This is a genomic window from Citrobacter meridianamericanus (genome assembly GCF_041320245.1).
GTDB classification, from domain to species: Bacteria; Pseudomonadota; Gammaproteobacteria; order Enterobacterales; family Enterobacteriaceae; genus Citrobacter; species Citrobacter meridianamericanus.
Window position 1 is genome coordinate 1,495,452 of the sequence record NZ_CP101036.1, and the last position, 22,394, is coordinate 1,517,845.

Below are 22,394 nucleotides of genomic sequence, written 5' to 3' on the forward strand. Positions count from 1 at the left end.
AATGGAAGAGGGAATGAACCACAAGTTTGATGAATGTGATCTATATCCGTTATTGTTAATTTATGGAAAATAAACAGTTATATTTTGGTTAAAATTGAGCGGATTTTTATTGATGCGAATGAATTTAAAGTTAAAAAAACATTAAAATTAAACCATTAATTAACATTTTATTTTCATTTAACTTAAGTTGTGGCGTAAAAAAGGGATTTAGGCTGACATTGATGAAGAATAAATTATCGAAATTGAGAACTGAATCGATACCGGAAAAGGGTGCTCAACTTTTTTTCGTTCGATGGTATCCTCGGCACACTTGCGCCAAATACGGCATCATTATTTGTGGCGGTGTTGATTTTTAACGTGGAGAACTCATGCAAGGCGTTAAACGTATCATTATGACGTTGTTTCTCGCTGTCCTGTCCTTTGGCGCAGGTGCGCATCCCCACAGCTTTATTCATCTGAAAACCGAAGTCGTGAGCGAGAATGATCGGTTCGTCGCGCTAAAAATGCGCTGGACGATGGATGAAATCACGTCGGCGGATCTGCTCTACGACGCGGGGAATGCTAAACCTGGCGATGAAATTTGGAAGAAACTGGCGGCGGAAGTGATGGCCAACGTTCTCGGGCAGCACTATTTCACCGAAGTGTGGCACGATGGGAAAAAGGTAAAGTTTAAAAACAGACCGACGGAATATGGCATGGATCGTGAAGAACACCAGGCGGTGCTGACGTTCGTTCTGCCGCTGGCCGAAGCTCAACCACTGAGCGGTCAAAAATATACTATTTCAACTTTCGATCCGACCTACTACGTCGATATGAGCTATGACAAAGACAGCGACGCCCGGCTTTCGCAGACTATAAGCCAGCAATGCCATATTTCAATGCATACGCCGACGCCGAATGAACACATGCTGAGCTTTGCGCAGTCGCTGGATAAAGAAGACGCTCCGCCGGAGGATATGGAATTGGGTAAACAGTTTGCACAGACGGTGACGCTGCAATGTCAGTAGTTTATCAACAACGCGCAGCCAGACGCCGTTGGCTCACGCTATGGCCGCTGGCGGTCTTTTTGTTGCTGGCGACAGGCGGGGGGCTGTGGCTATGGCAAGCCTGGCCTCAGGTAATGATGCAAAGTGTCGTCTGGCAGCGCGACGTTAACCAGCAGATGAGCGGGTTGCTGAAAGCGGTTGCCGCGAATCCCACTCGTGCGGGCGGATCTCTGCTGCTGTTTAGCTTTCTTTATGGGGTATTGCACGCATTGGGGCCGGGGCACGGCAAAATTGTCATCACGACCTGGCTTGCGACGCATCCGTCGAAGCTCAAGTCGAGCATTGGGCTGACGCTGGCGTCTTCACTATTGCAGGGGCTGGTGGCAATAGGACTGGTGGTTGTAGTCCTCACGGTGCTTCAACTGCCTGCCCGGCAGCTGCATATGAGCAGTTTCTGGCTGGAGAAGGGAAGTTATGCGCTGGTTGGCATGTTGGGCGTTTTATTGTGCGTCCGTGCGCTGAAGAAATTGCGCCAGCTGCTGCGTCGGCCGAAATTCACCGCTTTTACGCCGCACCATGTGCATCACGAGGGCTGCGGTTGTGGGCATCAGCATTTGCCCAAGCCGGAACAACTGCAAAGCGGAGATGACTGGCGCGCGCGGCTGATGATTATTCTCTCCATGGGCATGCGTCCCTGCTCTGGTGCAATTATGGTGCTGCTGTTCAGTAAAGTGGTTGGCGTCTTTAGCTGGGGCATGGCGTCGGCGTTGGCGATGGCGGCAGGAACCTCTTTGACGATTACGTCACTGGCTCTGCTGGTACACAGTTTTCGCTCACTGGCGGTGAGACTTAGCGGACATAAAGCGCCGGTGCTGTGGCGACAGATTGGCTGGACAACGCTGGCATTAGCCGGTGGTGCAGTGCTTATTGTTGCAGCGGTAGTGATGTGGATGAGCGCGGTGCCGGTAGGGCGAGGGATAAGACCGTTTTAGGTTAGTGAGCGGAATGGTATGACTTGTAGGCCGGATAAGACGCGAATGCGTCGCATCCGGCACCACAGCAGATTAACGCTTCAGCGCATCGCTCAGTTCGTCACGCATGTTAGCCAGCATGGCTTTAACAACGCGCGGGTTACCTGCAACGATGTTGCCGGTCGCCAGGTAGTTATGACCACCGGTGAAGTCGCAAACCAGTGCGCCGGCTTCACGCGCAATCAGCTCACCTGCGGCGAAATCCCAGGGTTTCAAACCAATTTCGAAGTAACCGTCAACGCGCGCAGCGGCCACATAAGCCAGATCCAGCGCAGCAGAACCCGTGCGGCGGAAGTCAGCGCACTCGGTAAACATTTTGCCAAGAATTTTCATATAAGAAGCAGCGTGCTGCTTCGCTTTGAACGGGAAACCGGTGGCGATGATGGTGCCGTCCAGATCGCGGGCGGTGCTGCCACGCAGACGATAGCCGTTCAGCTGTGCGCCCTGGCCGCGAGTTGCGGTGAACAGTTCGTTACGCATTGGATCGTAAACAACGGCGACTTCAGTACGGCCTTTAATGCGTACTGCGATGGATACCGCGAAGTGCGGCAGACGTTTTACGAAGTTAGTAGTGCCATCCAGTGGATCGATAACCCATTGAACATCCTGATCTTCACCAGCGTGCTCACCGCTTTCTTCGGTGATGATGGTGTGCTGTGGGTAAGATTTGCGAATAGTTTCGATAATGATCGCTTCGGCGGCTTTATCGACGTTAGTCACGAAATCATTGCTGCCTTTCTGGCTGGTTTCTACAGAGTCGGGGGTTTCGTAGTGTTTGGCAATTACATTACCCGCCTTGCGCGCTGCGCGCACGGCGATGGTCAGCATCGGATGCATCGGTCTCTCTCACTGGATGTTAAAGAACGGGAAAACGGCGCAGAGTATAGCAGCGAATTCGGAATATGTCTTCGTTTTATGATAATATGGTCGAATAATCTTTAGCCGAAGAAATACAATGCTGCAAAATATTCGAATTGTGCTGGTGGAAACCTCTCACACTGGCAACATGGGCTCTGTAGCCCGCGCAATGAAAACCATGGGTTTAACCAATCTGTGGTTGGTAAATCCACTGGTTAAACCGGATTCCCAGGCCATCGCTCTGGCGGCAGGTGCCAGCGATGTGATCGGCAGCGCGCAGATCGTCGATACTCTCGATGAAGCGCTGGCAGGTTGCAGCCTGGTGGTAGGCACCAGCGCGCGCTCCCGTACGCTGCCGTGGCCGATGCTGGATCCGCGCGAATGCGGCTTAAAAAGCGTCTCTGAAGCGACGAGTTCGCCCGTGGCGCTGGTGTTTGGTCGTGAACGCGTTGGCCTGACGAATGAAGAACTGCAGAAGTGCCATTACCACGTCGCTATTGCCGCGAACCCGGAATACAGTTCGCTGAATCTGGCGATGGCGGTACAGGTCATTTCTTATGAAGTGCGCATGGCCTGGCTGGCGACGCAGGAAAGCGAGAAGACCGCAGAATACGAAGACGCTGAGTACCCGCTGGTCGATGATTTAGAGCGTTTTTACGGTCATCTGGAACAAACGCTGCTGTCGACCGGGTTTATCCGCGAAGGGCATCCGGGACAGGTGATGAACAAGCTGCGCCGTCTGTTTACGCGCGCACGTCCTGAGAGCCAGGAGCTGAACATTTTGCGCGGAATTTTAGCTTCAATTGAGCAACAGAATAAAGGCAAGTAAACGTAACGCCTCCGGCAAGTAAAAATGGCACTGAAGATTAAATACCTGACTAAATTAGTCAAGTAAATAGTTGACTGATTTAGTCGGGAATGTCAGACTTGCCCCTGCTATGCAATACCCCCATTTTACAATAAAAAACCCCGGGCAGGGGCGAGTTTGAGGCTAAGTAAGACATGAGACTGACATCAAAAGGGCGTTATGCCGTGACCGCAATGTTGGACGTTGCGCTCAACTCCGAAACGGGCCCGGTACCGTTGGCTGATATTTCTGAACGTCAGGGAATTTCCCTGTCATATCTGGAGCAGCTGTTTTCCCGTTTGCGTAAAAACGGTCTGGTTTCCAGCGTACGTGGGCCAGGCGGCGGGTATCTGCTGGGTAAAGATGCCGGCAGCATCGCAGTAGGTGAAGTTATCAGCGCTGTGGACGAGTCAGTAGATGCGACTCGTTGCCAGGGCAAAGGCGGTTGTCAGGGCGGCGATAAATGCCTGACCCACGCGCTGTGGCGCGATCTGAGCGATCGTCTGACCGGCTTCCTCAACAACATTACGTTGGGCGAACTGGTGAATAATCAGGAAGTCCTGGATGTGTCTGGTCGCCAGCACACACATGACGCTCCACGCACTAATCGTGCACAAGACGCGATCGACGTTAAGTTACGCGCATAATTTGCCCGTTATATTTCGTGCCGCAACTGCGTTAGCCGCACTTGCTCGCCCCAGTCACTTACATGATGTAAGCTCCTGGGCACTCTCAAGTTTGCCGCCTTGCTGCAACACGAACTATTTAGGGTAAAGATAATAAGATATTAGAATCAGGCCGGGGTGCCAGACGCCCCGTTAACTCGGTCGTACATCCAGCCGGTTGCCTGATTCCTTGCATTGAAGCGATGTACGGAGTTTATAGAGCAATGAAATTACCGATTTATCTCGATTACTCCGCAACCACGCCGGTGGACCCGCGTGTTGCCGAGAAAATGATGCAGTGTCTGACCCTGGACGGAAACTTTGGTAACCCAGCTTCCCGTTCACACCGTTTTGGCTGGCATGCTGAAGAGGCGGTTGATATCGCCCGTAATCAGATTGCTGACCTGGTGGGTGCCGACCCGCGTGAGATTGTTTTCACCTCCGGTGCGACCGAATCCGACAACCTGGCGATCAAAGGTGCAGCCAACTTTTATCAGAAAAAAGGCAAGCACATCATCACCAGCAAAACCGAACACAAAGCCGTGCTGGACACCTGTCGCCAGCTGGAGCGCGAAGGGTTTGAAGTCACCTACCTCGCCCCGCAGCGTAACGGCATTATCGACCTGAAAGAACTTGAAGCGGCAATGCGTGACGACACCATTCTCGTCTCCATCATGCACGTGAATAACGAAATCGGCGTGGTGCAGGATATCGCGACTATCGGCGAAATGTGCCGTGCGCGCGGCATCATCTATCACGTCGATGCAACCCAGAGCGTGGGCAAACTGCCTATCGATCTGAGCCAGCTGAAAGTCGACCTGATGTCCTTCTCCGGTCACAAAATCTATGGCCCGAAAGGTATCGGTGCGCTGTACGTGCGTCGTAAACCGCGTATTCGTATTGAAGCCCAGATGCACGGCGGCGGTCACGAGCGTGGCATGCGTTCCGGTACACTGCCTGTGCACCAGATCGTTGGTATGGGTGAAGCATATCGTATCGCCAAAGAAGAGATGGAAACAGAGATGGCGCGCCTGCGCAGCCTGCGTAACCGTCTGTGGGACGGCGTGAAAGATATGGAAGAAGTGTATCTTAACGGCGATCTCGAGCAGGGCGCACCGAACATTCTCAACGTCAGCTTCAACTATGTTGAAGGCGAATCGCTGATTATGGCACTGAAAGATTTGGCAGTATCCTCCGGTTCTGCATGTACTTCTGCAAGCCTGGAGCCATCCTACGTGCTGCGTGCGCTGGGGATGACCGACGAGCTGGCACACAGCTCAATTCGTTTCTCTTTAGGTCGTTTCACTACCGAAGAAGAGATTGACTACACCATCAATCTGGTTCGCAACTCCATCGGCCGTCTGCGTGACCTTTCCCCACTGTGGGAAATGTTCAAACAGGGCGTGGATTTGAACAGTATTGAATGGTCACATCACTAATTCGGCACCAATAAGGAGAATTCAACATGGCTTACAGCGAAAAAGTAATCGATCATTACGAGAATCCACGCAACGTGGGCTCTTTTGACAACAGCGACGAGAACGTGGGCAGCGGCATGGTGGGTGCACCGGCCTGTGGCGACGTGATGAAGTTGCAGATTAAAGTCAACAATGAAGGTATCATTGAAGACGCGCGTTTCAAGACTTACGGCTGCGGTTCCGCTATTGCCTCCAGCTCTCTGGTTACCGAATGGGTGAAAGGGAAATCTCTGGACGAAGCACAGGCGATTAAAAACACCGATATCGCCGACGAGCTTGAACTGCCACCGGTGAAAATTCACTGCTCTATTCTGGCTGAAGACGCAATTAAAGCCGCGATTGCGGATTACAAAAGCAAACGTGAAGCAAAATAATTAAGAGTTGAGGTTTTATTATGTCGATTACCTTAAGCGACAGTGCAGCAGCGCGTGTAAATACCTTCCTGGCAAACCGCGGTAAAGGGTTTGGTCTGCGTCTGGGCGTGAGAACCTCCGGCTGCTCAGGTATGGCCTATGTACTGGAATTTGTTGACGAGCCGGCGGCTGAAGATACCGTGTTTGAAGACAAAGGCGTTAAAGTTGTGGTCGACGGTAAGAGCCTGCAATTCCTCGACGGTACGCAGTTAGACTTCGTCAAAGAAGGTCTTAACGAAGGGTTTAAGTTTACTAACCCGAATGTGAAAGACGAATGTGGATGTGGCGAAAGCTTCCACGTATAACGTGCGTCACCCGAAAACCCCACCGTGGCTTTGCTACGTGTGGGGTTTGTTCTAACAGGCTACCCTGAGAATGTTATGGACTACTTCACCCTCTTTGGCTTACCGGCCCGTTATCAGCTCGATACTCAGGCGCTGAGCCTACGTTTTCAGGATCTACAACGTCAGTATCATCCTGATAAATTCGCCAGCGGTTCCCAGGCGGAACAACTTGCTGCGGTTTCGCAGTCCGCCACGATCAACCAGGCCTGGCAAACGCTGCGTCATCCTTTGATGCGCGCGGAATACTTACTGTCTTTACACGGCTTTGATATCCGTAGCGAGCAACACACGGTGCGCGACACCGCGTTCCTGATGGAACAGCTGGAGCTGCGCGAAGAGCTGGACGAAATTGAACAGGCAAAAGACAGTCAACGTCTGGATACGTTTATGCAACGCGTTAGCGAAATGTATAACGTACGCCATCAATTGATGGTGGAACAACTGGATAGCGAGACGTGGGACGCGGCGGCAGATACCGTGCGTAAACTGCGTTTTCTCGATAAACTGCGAAGCAGTGCAGAACAACTCGAAGAAAAACTGCTCGATTTTTAATTTCCGGAAGCGAAAATGGCCTTATTACAAATTAGTGAGCCTGGTCTGAGCGCCGCACCGCACCAGCGTCGTCTGGCGGTAGGTATCGATTTAGGCACCACCAACTCCCTGGTTGCGACCGTACGCAGCGGCCAGGCCGAAACGCTGGCAGACCATGAAGGTCGCCACCTGTTGCCGTCAGTGGTTCACTATCAGCAACAGGGCTACTCTGTCGGTTACGATGCCCGCGCCAATGCCGCGCTGGATACGGCAAACACCGTCAGTTCGGTAAAACGCATGATGGGCCGCTCTCTGACGGATATCCAGGCGCGTTACCCGCATTTACCTTATACCTTCCAGGCAAGCGAAAATGGCTTGCCGATGATTGAAACCGCTGCCGGTTTGCTTAATCCGGTGCGCGTCTCCGCTGACATTCTGAAAGCGCTGGCCGCGCGGGCAACCGAATCGCTGTCCGGAGAACTGGACGGCGTGGTGATCACCGTTCCGGCTTACTTTGACGATGCACAGCGTCAGGGGACCAAAGACGCTGCGCGTCTGGCGGGTCTGCACGTATTGCGTTTGCTGAACGAACCGACAGCTGCGGCGATCGCCTATGGCCTGGACTCAGGTCAGGAAGGCGTGATCGCCGTCTATGACCTTGGCGGCGGCACGTTTGATATTTCTATTCTGCGCCTGAGTCGCGGCGTGTTCGAAGTGCTGGCGACCGGCGGTGATTCCGCGCTCGGCGGCGACGACTTTGACCATCTGCTGGCAGATTACATTCGCGAGCAGGCGGGTGTTGCCGATCGCAGTGATAACCGCGTACAGCGCGAGCTGCTGGATGCCGCGATTGCCGCGAAAATCGCGCTTAGCGACGCCGATTCTGTGACGGTTAACGTGGCGGGATGGCAGGGTGAAATCACCCGTGAAACCTTTAATGAACTCATTTCCGCACTGGTTAAGCGTACGCTGTTGGCCTGCCGTCGCGCGCTGAAAGATGCGGGCGTTGAGCCGCAGGATGTGCTGGAAGTGGTGATGGTCGGTGGTTCAACACGCGTGCCGCTGGTGCGTGAACGCGTCGGTGAATTTTTTGGCCGTACGCCGCTGACCTCTATCGACCCGGACAAAGTGGTCGCTATTGGTGCGGCAATCCAGGCAGATATTCTGGTCGGAAATAAACCGGACAGCGAAATGCTGCTGCTGGACGTTATCCCGCTGTCGCTTGGTCTTGAAACCATGGGCGGTCTGGTGGAGAAAGTGATCCCACGTAACACCACGATTCCGGTGGCGCGCGCGCAGGATTTTACCACCTTTAAAGATGGCCAAACCGCGATGTCCATTCACGTGATGCAAGGCGAGCGTGAGCTGGTGCAGGACTGCCGTTCCCTGGCGCGTTTTGCGCTGCGCGGTATCCCGGCGTTGCCGGCGGGTGGCGCGCATATCCGCGTGACCTTCCAGGTGGACGCCGATGGCCTGCTCAGCGTCACCGCGATGGAAAAATCTACCGGCGTTGAGTCCTCAATTCAGGTTAAACCGTCCTACGGTCTGACCGACAGTGAAATCGCCTCCATGATTCAGGATTCGATGAGTTTTGCCGAGCAGGACGTTAAAGCGCGTATGCTGGCAGAACAGAAAGTCGAAGCGGCACGCGTGCTGGAGAGTTTATCCGGTGCGCTGAACGCTGATGCCGCGCTGTTAAGCGCCGCAGAACGTCAGGCTATCGACACCGCCGCCGCGCATTTGAGCGAGGTTGCACAGGGTGACGATGTTGACGCGATAGAACAAGCCATTAAAAACGTAGACAAACAAACCCAGGAATTCGCCGCTCGCCGCATGGACAAATCCGTCCGTAGCGCGCTGAAGGGCCATTCCGTGGACGAGGTTTAATATGCCAAAGATTGTTATTTTGCCTCATCAGGATCTCTGTCCCGATGGCGCAGTTCTGGAAGCTGAGACCGGCGAAACCATTCTTGACGTTGCCCTGCGTAACGGTATTGAGATTGAACACGCCTGTGAAAAATCCTGTGCCTGCACAACCTGCCACTGCATCGTACGTGAAGGTTTTGATTCTTTGCCGGAAAGCACAGAAGAAGAAGACGATATGCTGGATAAAGCCTGGGGACTGGAGCCGGAGAGCCGTTTAAGCTGTCAGGCGCGCGTCACCGAGGACGATTTAGTGGTCGAAATCCCACGTTACACAATCAATCATGCACGTGAGCATTAACAGAGGGTAGTATGGGACTGAAGTGGACCGATAGCCGTGAAATTGGCGAGGCGCTGTACGACGCGTTCCCCGATCTCGACCCTAAGACCGTTCGTTTCACCGATCTGCACCAGTGGATCTGTGACCTGGAAGAGTTCGATGATGATCCACAGGCATCGAACGAAAAAATCCTTGAGGCCATTTTGCTGGTCTGGCTGGACGAAGCCGAATAAGTCAACGGGCTGCCCACGGGTGGCCCGTTTTCCTGTATGCGCGAAAATAAGGATAAATAAAATGACAGAAGCCATGAAAATTACGCTTTCCACGCAACCCGCCGACGCCCGCTGGGGTGAAAAGGCGACATACAGCATTAATAATGACGGCATTACCCTGCACCTGAACGGAAAAGATGACCTCGGCCTTATCCAGCGCGCTGCCCGTAAAATTGACGGCCTGGGTATTAAACATGTCCAACTGGAAGGTGAAGGCTGGGATACCGAACGTAGCTGGGCGTTCTGGCAGGGCTACAAAGGACCAAAAGGCACCCGCAACGTTGAGTGGGCTGCTCTGGACGAGACACAGCGCAAAGAGCTGGATAACCGTCTGAAGATTATTGACTGGGTGCGCGATACCATTAACGCCCCGGCAGAAGAGCTGGGCCCGGAACAGCTGGCGCAACGCGCAGTAGACCTGCTGTGTTCTGTTGCCTGCGATAACGTCTCTTATCGGATCACTAAAGGCGAAGATCTGCGCGAGCAGAACTACATGGGATTGCATACCGTAGGTCGTGGCTCCGAACGTCCTCCGGTGCTGCTGGCACTGGATTACAATCCAACTGGCGATAAAGAAGCTCCGGTTTATGCCTGTCTGGTTGGCAAGGGAATTACCTTTGACTCCGGCGGATACAGCATCAAGCAAAGCGCTTTTATGGACTCGATGAAGTCTGATATGGGCGGCGCGGCAACGGTGACCGGCGCGCTGGCGTTCGCCATCACCCGTGGTCTGAACAAGCGCGTGAAGCTGTATCTGTGCTGCGCGGATAACCTGATCAGCGGTAACGCCTTTAAGCTCGGCGATATTATTCACTATCGCAACGGTAAAAAAGTTGAAGTGATGAATACTGATGCTGAAGGGCGTCTGGTGCTGGCCGATGGCCTGATCGACGCCAGCGCGCAAAAACCAGAATTGATCATTGATGCTGCCACGCTGACCGGTGCGGCAAAAACGGCACTGGGCAACGATTACCACGCGCTGTTTAGCTTTGATGATGAACTGGCTGCCCGTCTGCTGGCAAGTGCGGCGCAAGAAAACGAGCCGTTCTGGCGTCTGCCGTTGGCAGAGTTCCACCGTAGCCAGTTGCCGTCTAACTTTGCCGAGCTGAATAATACCGGCAGCGCGGCTTATCCGGCGGGTGCAAGCACTGCGGCGGGCTTCCTGTCCCATTTCGTGGAAAACTATCAGCAGGGCTGGCTGCACATCGACTGCTCTGCAACCTATCGCAAAGCGCCGGTTGAGCAGTGGGCTGCGGGCGCAACCGGTTTAGGTGTGCGTACTATCGCGAATCTGTTGACCGCATAATTCATGATTGTATGGCCGGATGGCGCTACGCTTATCCGGCCTACATGTATTTACCCAATTTGTGATCCTTATGTCCGAAACGAAAAACGAATTAGAAATCCTGCTGGAGCAAGCGGCGACAGAGCCTGCGCATCGTCCGGCATTTTTCCGTACTTTACTGGAGTCTACCGTCTGGGTGCCAGGTACTGCCGCAGAAGGTGAGACGGTGGTTGAAGATAGTGCGCTCGACCTTCAGCACTGGGAAAAAGAAGATGGCACGACCGTGATCCCGTTCTTCACCTCTCTGGAAGCCTTGCAGCAGGCGGTTGAAGAGGAGCAGGCATTTGTTGTCATGCCAGTGCGCACGTTGTTTGAAATGACGCTTGGCGAAACGCTGTTTCTCAACGCGAAACTGCCGACCGGCAAAGAATTTATGCCGCGTGAAATAAGCCTGCTGATGGGAGATGAAGGGAATCCGCTCAGTACCCAGGAAGTACTGGAAGGCGGTGAATCGCTGATCCTCTCTGAAGTCGCTGAACCTCCGGCGCAGATGATTGACTCGCTGACCACGCTGTTTAAAACCATTAAACCGGTAAAACGGGCATTTCTCTGCTCAATCAAAGAAAGTCCGGATGCCCAACCCAACCTGTTGATTGGCATTGAAGCCGACGGTGATATTGAAGAGATCATTCATGTCGCGGGCAGCGTGGCGACTGATACGTTGCCAGGTGATGAACCGATTGATATCTGCCAGGTGGTCAAAGGTGAGAAGGGCGTGAGCCACTTTATCACTGAGCACATCGCACCGTTCTACGAACGCCGCTGGGGCGGTTTCCTGCGCGACTTTAAACAGAATCGGATTATCTAAATTGTAAGCCGGATAAGCGAAGCGCTATCCGGCATTTCCAGCTTTATAATACCGGTTCTACCGGTAAATCGTTGCGAGCACCCCACTCGCTCCATGCGCCGTCATACAACGCGACGTTGGACACACCCAGCGTGGCAAGTGCCAGCACCACCACGGCAGCCGTTACGCCTGAGCCACAGCTGGCGATAATTGGGCGGTCAAAGCTCACGCCGTGGCTAAAGAAGATAGCATCCAGCTCTTCGGTGGTTTTCAGTTCGCCGTCACGAACCAGTTCGGTCCACGGTACGTTAAGCGCTCCGGGCACATGACCACGCTTGAGGCCTGGTCGCGGCTCATCAACTTCGGCGTTAAAACGCGCTGCCGGGCGAGCATCGACAATCTGTGCGGTTTTTTCATGGCTGGCCAGCAGGACATCGGTCACCCGCACTACGGCCTCTGGCGTAAACGCAGCGTCAAACTCGCCTTCGGGCAAATCAACGTTCCCTTTCTGCAACGGTAACGCATCACGCTGCCAGCTCGCAAAACCGCCTGCTAAAATGGAGACATTTTCGACGCCAAACGTGCGCAGCATCCACCAGGCTCGCGGGGCAGAAAACAGATTGCCATCATCGTAGATGACCAGGTGTTTATCCTGATGTACACCCAGCTCGCGCATGGCTACGGCGAAAGCCTCCGGACGTGGCAGCATATGCGGCAACGCAGAAGTATGGTCGGAGAGCGCTTCGATATCAAAAAAGACCGCGCCAGGGATATGGCCGGCGCGATACTCCTCGCCAACATCGCGTTCTTCCTGTCCTGGAGGAGCCATCCGGGCATCAATAATTTGTATTTCCGGATCGTCAATGTGTTCGACAAGCCAGTCGGCAGCGACAAAGAAGGCGGTGGTCATAGGCATCTCCATTTTTACCAGGTTTCGGCAAATTGTCGGCTGTTTACCGTAAAGCGACAAGTAAAAGAGGCTGATTTGTCAGGTGGACCCACATTAATCACGAAAATTCAGACAACAACATCTCATTACTGACTTCCACCGCCTGAAATCTGACGCATAATAGTTGTTCTACGTAGCTAACGGGCCACTCAGGCCAGGGATGAAAAATGAAACAATTACACGTAGTGGCCTGTCTGCTGATGTTGGCGTTGGCGGGGTGCGATAATAACGATAAGCCGTCGATGGCGGCAAAAAATGATACGCCCGCCCCACAGACCACGTTGGCAAAAGATCCGGCGCAATTACATAAGCTGATGCAGCAAAGCCAGGGCAAGCCGCTGACGCTGCTGGATGCCTCAGAAGTCCAGTTGGATGGTGCGGCGACGCTGGTGCTGACTTTTTCTATTCCTCTCGATCCTGAACAAGATTTTTCTCGCGTACTACACGTGGTTGATAAAAAAAGCGGCAAAGTGGATGGAGCCTGGGAACTGGCGCCAAATTTGAAAGAGCTACGCTTACGCCATCTCGAACCTAATCGCGAACTGGTGGTGAGCATCGAGCGTGAGTTGCTGGCGCTGAATAAAGCAACGTTCGCTATCGACTATGAAAAAAACATTACCACCCGCGATGTCCAGCCAAGCGTAGGCTTCGCCAGTCGTGGCTCGCTGCTGCCAGGCAAAGTGATTGAAGGGCTGCCGGTGATGGCCCTTAACGTTAATAGCGTGGATGTGAACTTCTTTCGCGTTAAGCCTGAGTCGCTCGGTGCGTTTGTCAGCCAGTGGGAATACCGCAACTCGCTGTCTAACTGGGAGTCTGACAATCTGCTGAAGATGGCTGAATTGGTTTATACCGGGCGCTTTGACCTTAATCCTGCGCGTAACACCCGCGAGAAACTGCTGCTACCGCTTAGCGATATCAAACCGCTGCAGCAGGCGGGAGTTTACATTGCGGTTATGAATCAGGCTGGAAAATACAACTACAGCAATGCCGCTACGCTGTTTACGCTCAGTGATATTGGCGTGTCTGTGCACCGTTACCACACTCAACTGGATGTCTTTACGCAGAGTCTGGAAAATGGCGCTGCGCAGCAGGGTATTGAGGTCACGTTACTCAACGAAAAAGGGCAGACGCTGGCGCAGGCGACCAGCGATGCGCAAGGACATGTAAAGCTGGAGAATGATAAAGACGCTGCCTTATTGCTGGCTCGCAAAGACGGACAAACCACGCTGCTGGACCTGAAGCTCCCGGCGTTAGATCTGGCTGAGTTTGATATCGCTGGCGCGCCGGGATACAGCAAACAGTTCTTTATGTTTGGTCCTCGTGACCTCTATCGCCCCGGCGAAACGGTGATCCTCAACGGATTACTGCGTGACAGCGACGGCAAAACGTTACCCGACCAGCCGGTGAAGCTGGAAGTCGTGAAACCCGACGGACAGGTTTTACGCTCGGTAGTTAGCCAACCGGAAAACGGCTTGTACCGCTTTAGCTGGCCGCTGGACAGCAGCGCACCAACCGGCATGTGGCATATTCGTGCCAATACTGGTGACAACCAGTCACGGATGTGGGATTTCCATGTCGAAGATTTTATGCCGGAGCGGATGGCGCTTAACCTCACCGCCAGTAAGATGCCGGTGGCGCCAACTGATGAAGTGAAGTTCTCTGCGGTGGGCTATTACCTGTATGGCGCGCCCGCCAACGGCAATGCTCTGCAAGGACAGCTTTATCTGCGACCATTGCGGGATGCGGTGCAGGCATTGCCGGGGTTCCAGTTTGGGAATATCGCTGAAGAAAACCTTTCCCGTAGCCTCGATGAAGTTCAGCTCACGCTGGATGACCACGGACGCGGCGAAGTAATCACTAACAGCCAGTGGCAGGAGACGCATTCCCCGTTACAGGTCATTCTGCAAGCCAGCCTGCTGGAGTCAGGTGGTCGCCCGGTGACGCGTCGGGTTGAACAGGCCATCTGGCCTGCGGATACGCTGCCGGGTATTCGTCCGCAGTTTGCAGCGAAAGCCGTTTATGACTACCGCACCGATACCACCGTGAATCAGCCCATCGTTGATGAGGGCAGCAATGCCGCGTTTGATATTGTGTATGCCAACGCACAAGGCGAGAAAAAAGCGGTATCCGGTTTGCAGGTGCGCTTGATCCGTGAACGTCGTGATTATTACTGGAACTGGTCTGAAGGCGAGGGGTGGCAATCACAGTTCGATCAAAAAGATCTGATTGAGGGGGAGCAGACCCTGGATCTTAAGGCCGATGAAACCGGTAAAGTCAGCTTCCCGGTTGAGTGGGGTGCTTACCGTCTGGAAGTGAAAGCTCCGAATGATGCGGTGAGCAGCGTGCGCTTCTGGGCCGGTTATAGCTGGCAGGATAACAGCGACGGCAGCGGGTCAGTGCGTCCTGATCGTGTGACCCTGAAACTGGATAAACCCAGTTATCGTCCCGGTGATACCATGAAGCTGCACATTGCCGCACCCGCCGCCGGCAAAGGTTATGCGATGGTGGAGTCCAGCGAAGGCCCGCTATGGTGGCAAGAGATAAACGTGCCGGCAGAGGGGCTTGATATCTCCATTCCGGTCGATAAAACCTGGAACCGCCACGATTTGTATCTCAGCGCACTGGTGGTTCGTCCGGGCGATAAGTCTCGCTCGGCAACGCCCAAAAGGGCTGTCGGCCTTCTGCATTTACCGTTAGGTGATGAAAACCGTCGTTTGGGGCTGGCGCTGGAAAGCCCGGCGAAAATACGGCCAAATCAGCCGTTGACCGTCAAGATTAAAGCCAGCGTTAAAAATGGCGACGTGCCTAAACAGGTTAACGTACTGGTCTCTGCCGTTGACAGCGGGGTATTGAACATTACCGATTACGCCACGCCGGATCCGTGGCAGGCGTTTTTCGGGCAAAAACGCTATGGCGCGGATATTTATGATATTTACGGCCAGGTGATAGAAGGGCAAGGGCGTTTGGCGGCGCTGCGCTTTGGTGGTGATGGCGATGAGTTAAAACGCGGCGGCAAACCTCCAGTCAATCACGTTAATATTGTGGCGCAACAGGCATTGCCAGTCATGCTTAACGACCAGGGCGAAGGTACGGTGACATTACCGATTGGTGATTTCAACGGCGAGTTGCGGGTTATGGCGCAAGGCTGGACGGCGGATGATTTTGGCAGCAGTGAAAGCAAAGTGATTGTCGCCGCGCCGGTGATTGCTGAACTGAACATGCCGCGCTTTCTGGCAGGGGGGGATACGTCGCGCCTGACGATGGACGTGACCAACCTGACTGACAAACCACAAACGCTGGACATTAAGCTCGTGGCCAGCGGTTTACTGGAGCTGATGGGGCAAGATCCCGCGCCGGTAAATCTGGCACCGGGCGTACGGACAACATTGTTTGTTCCGGTACGTGCACGAGAGGGTTTTGGCGATGGCGAAATTCAGGCGCAGATTAGCGGTCTGACGTTACCGGGCGAAACGCTGCCTGTTCAGCATAAGCAGTGGAAGATTGGCGTGCGTCCGGCGTTCCCGGCGCAAACCATCAACAACGGTGTCGCACTTCAGCCGGGTGCAACCTGGCAGCTTCCGGGCGAAGAACTGATGAGCTTCTCTCCAGCGACGATGCAGGGACAACTGCTGTTCAGCGGTAAACCGCCGTTGAATCTGGCGCGCTACATCCGTGAACTGAAAGCTTATCCTTACGGTTGCCTCGAGCAAACGGCGAGCGGGTTATTCCCGTCTTTATACACCAACGCCGCGCAGATGAAGGCATTAGGTATCGCGGGCGACAGCGATGAAAAACGCCGCGCGGCAATAGAGATTGGTATCTCTCGTTTACTGCAAATGCAACGTGATAACGGCGGTTTCGCACTGTGGGATAAGAACGGGTCGGAAGAGTACTGGTTGACCGCGTATGTGATGGATTTTCTCGTTCGGGCGAATGAACAAGGCTATAGCGTTCCGACAGAGGTCATTAACCGGGGCAATGAACGATTGCTGCGCTACTTGCAGGATCCGGGCATGATGTCGATTCGTTATACTGACGACGCTTCAGCGAGCCGGTTTGCCGTCCAGGCCTACTCCGCGCTGGTACTGGCTCGTCAGCAGAAAGCCCCGCTAGGTGCGCTGCGTGAAATCTGGGAGCGTCGTACGCAGGCGGCTTCGGGTTTACCGTTGTTACAATTGGGGATTGCGCTGAAAAACATGGGCGATGCTAACCGCAGTGAACAGGCGCTGACGCTGGCGTTGAATACACCACGCCGCGATGCGCATCAGTGGATGGCGGATTACGGCAGTCAACTTCGCGACAACGCACTGATGCTGGCATTGCTGGAAGAAAACAAACTTAAACCAGAGGTGCAGAATACGTTGCTGAACACCTTGTCAGAACAGGCCTTTGGGCAGCGTTGGCTCTCTACTCAGGAAAATAATGCGCTGTTCCTTGCCGCACATACGTTGCAGGACTTGCCTGGCTCATGGCAGGCGCAAACGTCATTCTCTGAACAACCGTTAGCCGCAGAGAAATCACAGACGCGTAATCTGGATGCCGACGCGCTGTCTACGCTGAGCGTGACCAATACAGGTAGCCTGCCGCTGTGGCTGCGTTTGGATGTGAGTGGTTACCCGCAAACCTCGCCGACGCCTGCCAGTAATGTGCTGCACATTGAGCGTCAGATCCTGGGACTCGACGGGAACAGCAAATCGCTGGATTCTCTGCGCAGCGGCGAGCTGGTGCTGGTCTGGCTGGAGGTGAAAGCCAGTCAGAACGTACCGGATGCGCTGGTGGTCGACTTACTGCCTGCGGGCCTGGAACTTGAAAACCAGAATCTGGCCAACGGCAGCGCCAGCCTGCAGGATAGCGGCAGCGAAGTGGCGAATCTGCTCAATCAGATGCAGCAGGCGGATATCCAGCATGTTGAGTTCCGTGATGATCGCTTTGTCGCCGCGGTGGCGGTTAACGAAGGACAACCGGTTACGCTGGTGTATCTGGCGAGGGCGGTAACGCCGGGGACCTACCAGGTTCCTGTCCCGCAGGTGGAATCAATGTATGTTCCGCAGTGGCGCGCGACCGGTGCGACAGAGGGACTTTTGATTGTCAGACCGTAAATGATGCGCGTGTTGGGTAAGCGCGGCTGCTGGCACTGGCTGGTAGCCGCTACGCTATTGTTTGTGGTGGCGGTTTGGGCAGCAGATAAAATCTGGCCGCTGCCGCTTCACGAAGTCGATCCGGCGCGTGTCGTGGTGGCCTATGATGGTACGCCGCTCTGGCGCTTCGCCGATGCAGACGGCATCTGGCGTTATCCGGTGACAATTGATGAAGTGTCACCCCGGTATCTCGAGGCGTTAATCAACTACGAAGACCGCTGGTTCTGGAAACATCCTGGCGTTAATCCTTTTTCAGTGCTGCGCGCGGCATGGCAGGACCTCTCCTCAGGGCGTGTGATTTCTGGCGGCAGCACGCTCACCATGCAGGTTGCACGATTGCTCGATCCCCATCCCCGCACCTTCGGCGGCAAGTTCCGCCAACTCTGGCGCGCATTGCAACTGGAATGGCATCTCTCCAAGCGCGACATCCTGACGCTGTATCTCAACCGTGCGCCGTTTGGCGGTACGCTACAGGGCGTGGGTGCGGCAAGCTGGGCCTATCTGGGGAAATCGCCTGCACAATTGAGTTATTCCGATGCCGCGCTGCTGGCCGTCCTGCCGCAGGCACCTAGCCGCCTACGACCGGATCGTTGGCCGGACCGTGCTGAAGTGGCGCGCAATAAAGTGCTGGAACGCATGGCAACGCAGGGCATTTGGTCAGTCAGGCAGGTGCAGGAATCACGCGAAGAACCAGTTTGGCTGGCGCCCAGACAAATGCCGCAGTTAGCGCCGTTATTCTCGCGCATGATGCTGGGAAAAAGCCGAAGCGATAAAATCGTGACTACCCTTGATGCCGGATTACAGCGCCAACTGGAAGAACTGGCGCAAAACTGGAAAGGACGCTTACCTGCGCGCAGTTCGCTGGCGATGATCGTGGTCGATCACACCGATATGAGCGTGCGTGGCTGGGTGGGGTCGGTAGATATGAATGACGACTCCCGTTTTGGTCATGTGGATATGGTGAATGCGATCCGTTCGCCGGGCTCGGTGCTAAAGCCGTTTGTTTATGGTCTGGCGCTGGATGACGGACTCATCCATCCCGCTTCGTTATTGCAGGATGTACCACGTCGAACCGGGGATTATCGACCAGGAAATTTTGACAGTGGTTTTCATGGCCCGGTGAGTATGAGTGAAGCGTTGGTGCGTTCGCTGAATTTACCCGCTGTGCAGGTACTCGAAGCCTATGGCCCGAAGCGTTTTGCCGCATCCTTACGTAACGTTGGCTTATCGCTGTATCTACCCGCCGGGGCCGCACCGAATCTGTCGCTGATTTTGGGCGGTGCGGGAGCAAAGCTTGAGGATATGGCAGCGGCTTACAGCGCCTTTGCCCGACAGGGGAAAGCGGGAAAACTGCGCCTACAGCCAGATGATCCGCTGCTGGAGCGTCCGCTGATGTCGGCGGGCGCGGCGTGGATTATTCGCCGCATTATGGCCGATGAAGCGCAGCCGTTGCCGGATAACGCGCTGAGCCGGGTGGTCCCTCTGGCGTGGAAAACGGGCACCAGCTATGGCTATCGCGACGCATGGGCGATTGGCGTTAACGCCCGTTATGTGATTGGAATCTGGACCGGCAGGCCCGACGGTACGCCGGTAGTGGGTCAGTTTGGTTTCGCCAGTGCCGTGCCGTTGCTCAATCAGGTCAACAATCTTTTGCTCTCTCGCGGGACAAATCAGCCGGAAGATCCACGCCCTGAATCCGTGAGTCGCGGTGTGGTGTGCTGGCCGGGCGGGCAATCTCTTGCCCCCGGTGACAGCAACTGCCGACGCCGTCTGTCTACCTGGCTACTGGACGATAGCCAGCCGCCAACGTTGTTATTGCCCGAACAGGAAGGAGTGAGTGGCATTCGTTTCCCTGTCTGGCTGGACGATGAAGGTCAACGTGTGGCGGCGGATTGCCCGCAGGCGCACGAGCAAACGCTAATCGTCTGGCCTTTGCCACTGGAGCCGTGGTTACCGGAGTCAGAGCGACGTGGGGCAAGGCTACCGCCGGTCTCAGCCACGTGTCCGCCACTGGGACAGGATGTTTCACTGCCGCTGCAGTTGACAGGCGTTCGCGATGGCGCGATTGTAAGGCGTTTACCCGGTTCTGCGCAGGCCTCATTGCCGGTACAAACCAGCGGCGGGACAGGCGAACGTTGGTGGTTTCTTAACGGTGAACGGCTGGATGAACGAGGACGTCGCCTGACGCTACGGTTGGCGAACAAAGGGGATTATCAATTGCTGGTGATGGATGATGCCGGACAGGTGGCGACGGTGAGATTTTCATTGCAGTAGACCAATTGGTTACTGTTTGTTGCTAAAATTCATCTTATTTTAAAGAAATGTTATCTTCGTCAATAGTCAATTGCCAGGATGCTCTTTATAATCCGCGCCAGGTAAACCACAACAAAACATCTTTTTCAGAGGTAATCATGGCTATTGAACGTACTTTTTCCATCATCAAACCAAACGCGGTGGCAAAAAACGTTATTGGGAGCATCTTTGCGCGCTTTGAAGCTGCAGGGTTCAAAATTGTCGGTACTAAAATGCTGCACCTGACCGTTGAGCAGGCGCGCGGCTTCTACGCCGAGCATGATGGCAAGCCGTTTTTTGACGGTCTGGTTGAGTTCATGACCTCTGGTCCGATCGTTGTTTCTGTTCTGGAAAGCGAAAATGCCGTACAGCGCCACCGCGATCTGCTGGGCGCAACCAACCCGGCAAATGCGCTGGCAGGCACTCTGCGCGCAGATTACGCTGACAGCTTTACTGAGAACGGTACCCACGGTTCCGATTCCGTTGAGTCAGCGGCGCGCGAAATCGCCTATTTCTTTGGGGAAGGCGAGGTTTGCCCTCGTACTCGCTAATCTCCCGCCTCTTTCACGTCGCAGATGCGTTGGCTGCGTTCGTTTACTCCGGTCACATAGTTTTCTATGCTCCCGGGGATGCTCGAACTTGCCGCCTTCCTGCGACGCGAAATCCTTTGGAGATGAATTAGCGATTTACATATTATTTTCGCTAATGCTTCGTGCAAACGTGGCATCCCTGCGCCAGACTTTGTACAATGCAACGCCCCGGAAGAGCAGATCGCTTGCCGGGGCGTTTCTTTTTAACCCTCCACGGGCCACAACGTGTAACAACGAGGCCGGAAAAAATTATGTCTGAATTAGTTAACACCTCTGAAGTCGTCATTCCTGCGGTTCCAAATAAAAATGGAAAAATTAACCTGCTGGATCTGAACCGTCAGCAAATGCGCGAATTCTTCAAAGAAATGGGCGAAAAACCGTTTCGTGCCGATCAGGTCATGAAGTGGATGTATCACTATTGCAGCGACAACTTTGATGACATGACTGACATCAATAAAGTGCTGCGTAACAAGCTGAAAGAAGTGGCTGAAATTCGCGCCCCGGAAGTGGTGGAAGAGCAGCGTTCCTCTGACGGTACGATCAAATGGGCCATTGCGGTTGGCGATCAACGCGTAGAAACCGTGTATATCCCGGAAGACGATCGCGCTACCCTGTGTGTTTCTTCACAGGTCGGTTGTGCATTAGAGTGTAAATTCTGCTCTACAGCGCAACAGGGCTTTAACCGTAACCTGCGGGTGTCGGAAATCATTGGTCAGGTCTGGCGTGCGGCGAAAATCGTCGGCGCGGTGAAAGCAACGGGCGTGCGTCCTATCACCAACGTGGTGATGATGGGGATGGGCGAGCCTCTGCTCAACCTGACCAACGTGGTGCCAGCGATGGAAATCATGCTGGACGACTTTGGTTTCGGGCTGTCCAAGCGTCGCGTTACGCTCTCCACCTCGGGCGTTGTGCCTGCGCTGGATAAGCTGGGCGATATGATCGACGTCGCGCTGGCGATTTCTCTGCATGCGCCGAACGATGAAATTCGTGACGAAATTGTGCCTATCAACAAAAAGTACAATATCGAAACGTTCCTTGGCGCCGTCCGTCGTTATCTGGAGAAATCCAACGCTAACCAGGGTCGTGTAACCATTGAATATGTGATGTTGGATCACATCAATGATGGCACTGAACACGCGCATCAGTTGGCCGAACTGCTGAAAGATACGCCGTGTAAGATCAACCTGATCCCGTGGAACCCGTTCCCGGGCGCGCCGTATGGTCGTAGCTCTAACAGCCGCATCGATCGTTTCTCCAAAGTGTTGATGAGCTATGGTTTCACCACCATCGTGCGTAAAACACGTGGCGATGACATTGATGCAGCCTGCGGTCAGCTGGCGGGCGACGTTATCGACCGTACCAAGCGTACTCTGCGTAAGCGTATGCAGGGCGACGCTATCGACATCAAGACCGTTTGATGTTGAGTGCACTACGGTATAATTCATGTACCGTAGTGCAACGTAAGCCAGATGAGGTTCTTTGTTGTTGTCGTCAGGTCAATAATAACGGTGCGTTTTTGTCGACTTTAAGGCAGTATGTAACGGCGCAACAAGCGTTTAACCCTCAGGTTTACGCTGTTTTGTTATTGATGGTCTGACGGTTTTATACTGTCTGACGAAGGTTAACTGACCAGATGTTTCGCGGTGTGGGTGAGCATTGTGGCTC

At 54.1% G+C, this 22,394-nt stretch carries 19 protein-coding genes; 17 read left to right on the top strand and 2 right to left on the bottom strand.

Annotation, left to right across the window (positions count from 1 at the left end; translation table 11 throughout):
• Positions 1-368 precede the first annotated feature (368 nt).
• The gene (locus NMD08_RS07090) at positions 369-1,007 is read left to right on the top strand and encodes a DUF1007 family protein (RefSeq protein ID WP_370619865.1); all 639 of its coding nucleotides are present in this window, start codon (positions 369-371) and stop codon (positions 1,005-1,007) included.
• Entirely contained in the window at positions 998-1,978 is a 981-nt protein-coding gene (locus NMD08_RS07095; protein ID WP_187253559.1) for a nickel/cobalt transporter, read from the top strand. Before NMD08_RS07090 ends, NMD08_RS07095 begins: the two co-directional genes overlap by 10 nt.
• A gap of 72 nt (positions 1,979-2,050) precedes the next feature.
• Here the strand turns inward: NMD08_RS07095 and suhB are convergent, their stop codons facing one another.
• Positions 2,051-2,854, bottom strand: a complete 804-nt coding sequence (gene suhB / locus NMD08_RS07100; RefSeq protein WP_003037670.1) for an inositol-1-monophosphatase — start codon at positions 2,852-2,854, stop codon at positions 2,051-2,053.
• Between the two features lie 118 nt (positions 2,855-2,972).
• Here suhB and trmJ point away from each other — a divergent pair, with 118 nt between their 5' ends.
• The 11 genes from trmJ (at position 2,973) to sseB (ending at position 11,781) form a co-directional block, all read left to right on the top strand.
• A complete protein-coding gene (trmJ, locus tag NMD08_RS07105) occupies positions 2,973-3,704 on the top strand; it encodes a tRNA (cytosine(32)/uridine(32)-2'-O)-methyltransferase TrmJ (protein ID WP_210904477.1) in 732 nt (243 codons plus the stop codon).
• Between the two features lie 173 nt (positions 3,705-3,877).
• On the top strand, positions 3,878-4,369 hold the full coding sequence (gene iscR, locus NMD08_RS07110) for a Fe-S cluster assembly transcriptional regulator IscR (RefSeq protein WP_003037674.1): 492 nt from the start codon (positions 3,878-3,880) through the stop codon (positions 4,367-4,369).
• Positions 4,370-4,611: 242 nt separating this feature from the next.
• Entirely contained in the window at positions 4,612-5,826 is a 1,215-nt protein-coding gene (gene iscS, locus NMD08_RS07115) for a cysteine desulfurase (RefSeq protein WP_151217660.1), read from the top strand.
• 26 nt (positions 5,827-5,852) lie between these two features.
• Positions 5,853-6,239 (top strand): Fe-S cluster assembly scaffold IscU, encoded by a 387-nt coding sequence (gene iscU / locus NMD08_RS07120; protein ID WP_002913991.1) that lies wholly within the window; start codon positions 5,853-5,855, stop codon positions 6,237-6,239.
• A 20-nt stretch (positions 6,240-6,259) separates the two neighbouring features.
• Positions 6,260-6,583, top strand: a complete 324-nt coding sequence (iscA, locus tag NMD08_RS07125) for an iron-sulfur cluster assembly protein IscA (RefSeq protein ID WP_003037681.1) — start codon at positions 6,260-6,262, stop codon at positions 6,581-6,583.
• Positions 6,584-6,658: 75 nt separating this feature from the next.
• On the top strand, positions 6,659-7,174 hold the full coding sequence (gene hscB, locus NMD08_RS07130; protein WP_005120410.1) for a co-chaperone HscB: 516 nt from the start codon (positions 6,659-6,661) through the stop codon (positions 7,172-7,174).
• Positions 7,175-7,189: 15 nt separating this feature from the next.
• Positions 7,190-9,040 carry a Fe-S protein assembly chaperone HscA gene (gene hscA / locus NMD08_RS07135; protein ID WP_151217659.1) on the top strand — a complete coding sequence of 617 codons (1,851 nt, stop codon included), beginning with the start codon at positions 7,190-7,192 and terminating at the stop codon, positions 9,038-9,040.
• 1 nt (position 9,041) lies between these two features.
• Positions 9,042-9,377 (top strand): ISC system 2Fe-2S type ferredoxin, encoded by a 336-nt coding sequence (gene fdx, locus NMD08_RS07140; RefSeq protein WP_003037690.1) that lies wholly within the window; start codon positions 9,042-9,044, stop codon positions 9,375-9,377.
• Between the two features lie 11 nt (positions 9,378-9,388).
• Positions 9,389-9,589, top strand: coding sequence for a Fe-S cluster assembly protein IscX (iscX, locus tag NMD08_RS07145; protein WP_003037694.1), 201 nt, complete (start codon positions 9,389-9,391; stop codon positions 9,587-9,589).
• Positions 9,590-9,650: 61 nt separating this feature from the next.
• Entirely contained in the window at positions 9,651-10,934 is a 1,284-nt protein-coding gene (gene pepB, locus NMD08_RS07150; RefSeq protein ID WP_151217658.1) for an aminopeptidase PepB, read from the top strand.
• Between the two features lie 70 nt (positions 10,935-11,004).
• A complete protein-coding gene (gene sseB, locus NMD08_RS07155) occupies positions 11,005-11,781 on the top strand; it encodes an enhanced serine sensitivity protein SseB (RefSeq protein WP_151217657.1) in 777 nt (258 codons plus the stop codon).
• Between the two features lie 43 nt (positions 11,782-11,824).
• On the opposite strand, the gene sseA is transcribed toward sseB, so the two are convergent.
• Entirely contained in the window at positions 11,825-12,670 is an 846-nt protein-coding gene (sseA, locus tag NMD08_RS07160) for a 3-mercaptopyruvate sulfurtransferase (protein WP_187258602.1), read from the bottom strand.
• Positions 12,671-12,876: 206 nt separating this feature from the next.
• Between sseA and NMD08_RS07165 the strand changes: the two genes are divergently transcribed.
• From NMD08_RS07165 to NMD08_RS07180, 4 genes are all read left to right on the top strand, one after another.
• A complete protein-coding gene (locus NMD08_RS07165) occupies positions 12,877-17,808 on the top strand; it encodes an alpha-2-macroglobulin (RefSeq protein WP_278238404.1) in 4,932 nt (1,643 codons plus the stop codon).
• Entirely contained in the window at positions 17,809-20,121 is a 2,313-nt protein-coding gene (gene pbpC / locus NMD08_RS07170; RefSeq protein WP_370619868.1) for a peptidoglycan glycosyltransferase PbpC, read from the top strand. It abuts the gene before it with no gap.
• 137 nt (positions 20,122-20,258) lie between these two features.
• A complete protein-coding gene (gene ndk / locus NMD08_RS07175; protein ID WP_003037710.1) occupies positions 20,259-20,690 on the top strand; it encodes a nucleoside-diphosphate kinase in 432 nt (143 codons plus the stop codon).
• A 290-nt stretch (positions 20,691-20,980) separates the two neighbouring features.
• Positions 20,981-22,147 carry a bifunctional tRNA (adenosine(37)-C2)-methyltransferase TrmG/ribosomal RNA large subunit methyltransferase RlmN gene (locus tag NMD08_RS07180; protein WP_003037713.1) on the top strand — a complete coding sequence of 389 codons (1,167 nt, stop codon included), beginning with the start codon at positions 20,981-20,983 and terminating at the stop codon, positions 22,145-22,147.
• The last annotated feature ends 247 nt before the right edge of the window (positions 22,148-22,394 follow it).

Coding starts and splice junctions, on each gene's coding strand:
- NMD08_RS07090 (WP_370619865.1), top strand. CDS start 369: ATGCAAGGCGTTAAACGTATCATTATGACGTTGTTTCTCGCTGTCCTG.
- NMD08_RS07095 (WP_187253559.1), top strand. CDS start 998: ATGTCAGTAGTTTATCAACAACGCGCAGCCAGACGCCGTTGGCTCACG.
- suhB (WP_003037670.1), bottom strand. CDS start 2,854: ATGCATCCGATGCTGACCATCGCCGTGCGCGCAGCGCGCAAGGCGGGT.
- trmJ (WP_210904477.1), top strand. CDS start 2,973: ATGCTGCAAAATATTCGAATTGTGCTGGTGGAAACCTCTCACACTGGC.
- iscR (WP_003037674.1), top strand. CDS start 3,878: ATGAGACTGACATCAAAAGGGCGTTATGCCGTGACCGCAATGTTGGAC.
- iscS (WP_151217660.1), top strand. CDS start 4,612: ATGAAATTACCGATTTATCTCGATTACTCCGCAACCACGCCGGTGGAC.
- iscU (WP_002913991.1), top strand. CDS start 5,853: ATGGCTTACAGCGAAAAAGTAATCGATCATTACGAGAATCCACGCAAC.
- iscA (WP_003037681.1), top strand. CDS start 6,260: ATGTCGATTACCTTAAGCGACAGTGCAGCAGCGCGTGTAAATACCTTC.
- hscB (WP_005120410.1), top strand. CDS start 6,659: ATGGACTACTTCACCCTCTTTGGCTTACCGGCCCGTTATCAGCTCGAT.
- hscA (WP_151217659.1), top strand. CDS start 7,190: ATGGCCTTATTACAAATTAGTGAGCCTGGTCTGAGCGCCGCACCGCAC.
- fdx (WP_003037690.1), top strand. CDS start 9,042: ATGCCAAAGATTGTTATTTTGCCTCATCAGGATCTCTGTCCCGATGGC.
- iscX (WP_003037694.1), top strand. CDS start 9,389: ATGGGACTGAAGTGGACCGATAGCCGTGAAATTGGCGAGGCGCTGTAC.
- pepB (WP_151217658.1), top strand. CDS start 9,651: ATGACAGAAGCCATGAAAATTACGCTTTCCACGCAACCCGCCGACGCC.
- sseB (WP_151217657.1), top strand. CDS start 11,005: ATGTCCGAAACGAAAAACGAATTAGAAATCCTGCTGGAGCAAGCGGCG.
- sseA (WP_187258602.1), bottom strand. CDS start 12,670: ATGACCACCGCCTTCTTTGTCGCTGCCGACTGGCTTGTCGAACACATT.
- NMD08_RS07165 (WP_278238404.1), top strand. CDS start 12,877: ATGAAACAATTACACGTAGTGGCCTGTCTGCTGATGTTGGCGTTGGCG.
- pbpC (WP_370619868.1), top strand. CDS start 17,809: ATGATGCGCGTGTTGGGTAAGCGCGGCTGCTGGCACTGGCTGGTAGCC.
- ndk (WP_003037710.1), top strand. CDS start 20,259: ATGGCTATTGAACGTACTTTTTCCATCATCAAACCAAACGCGGTGGCA.
- NMD08_RS07180 (WP_003037713.1), top strand. CDS start 20,981: ATGTCTGAATTAGTTAACACCTCTGAAGTCGTCATTCCTGCGGTTCCA.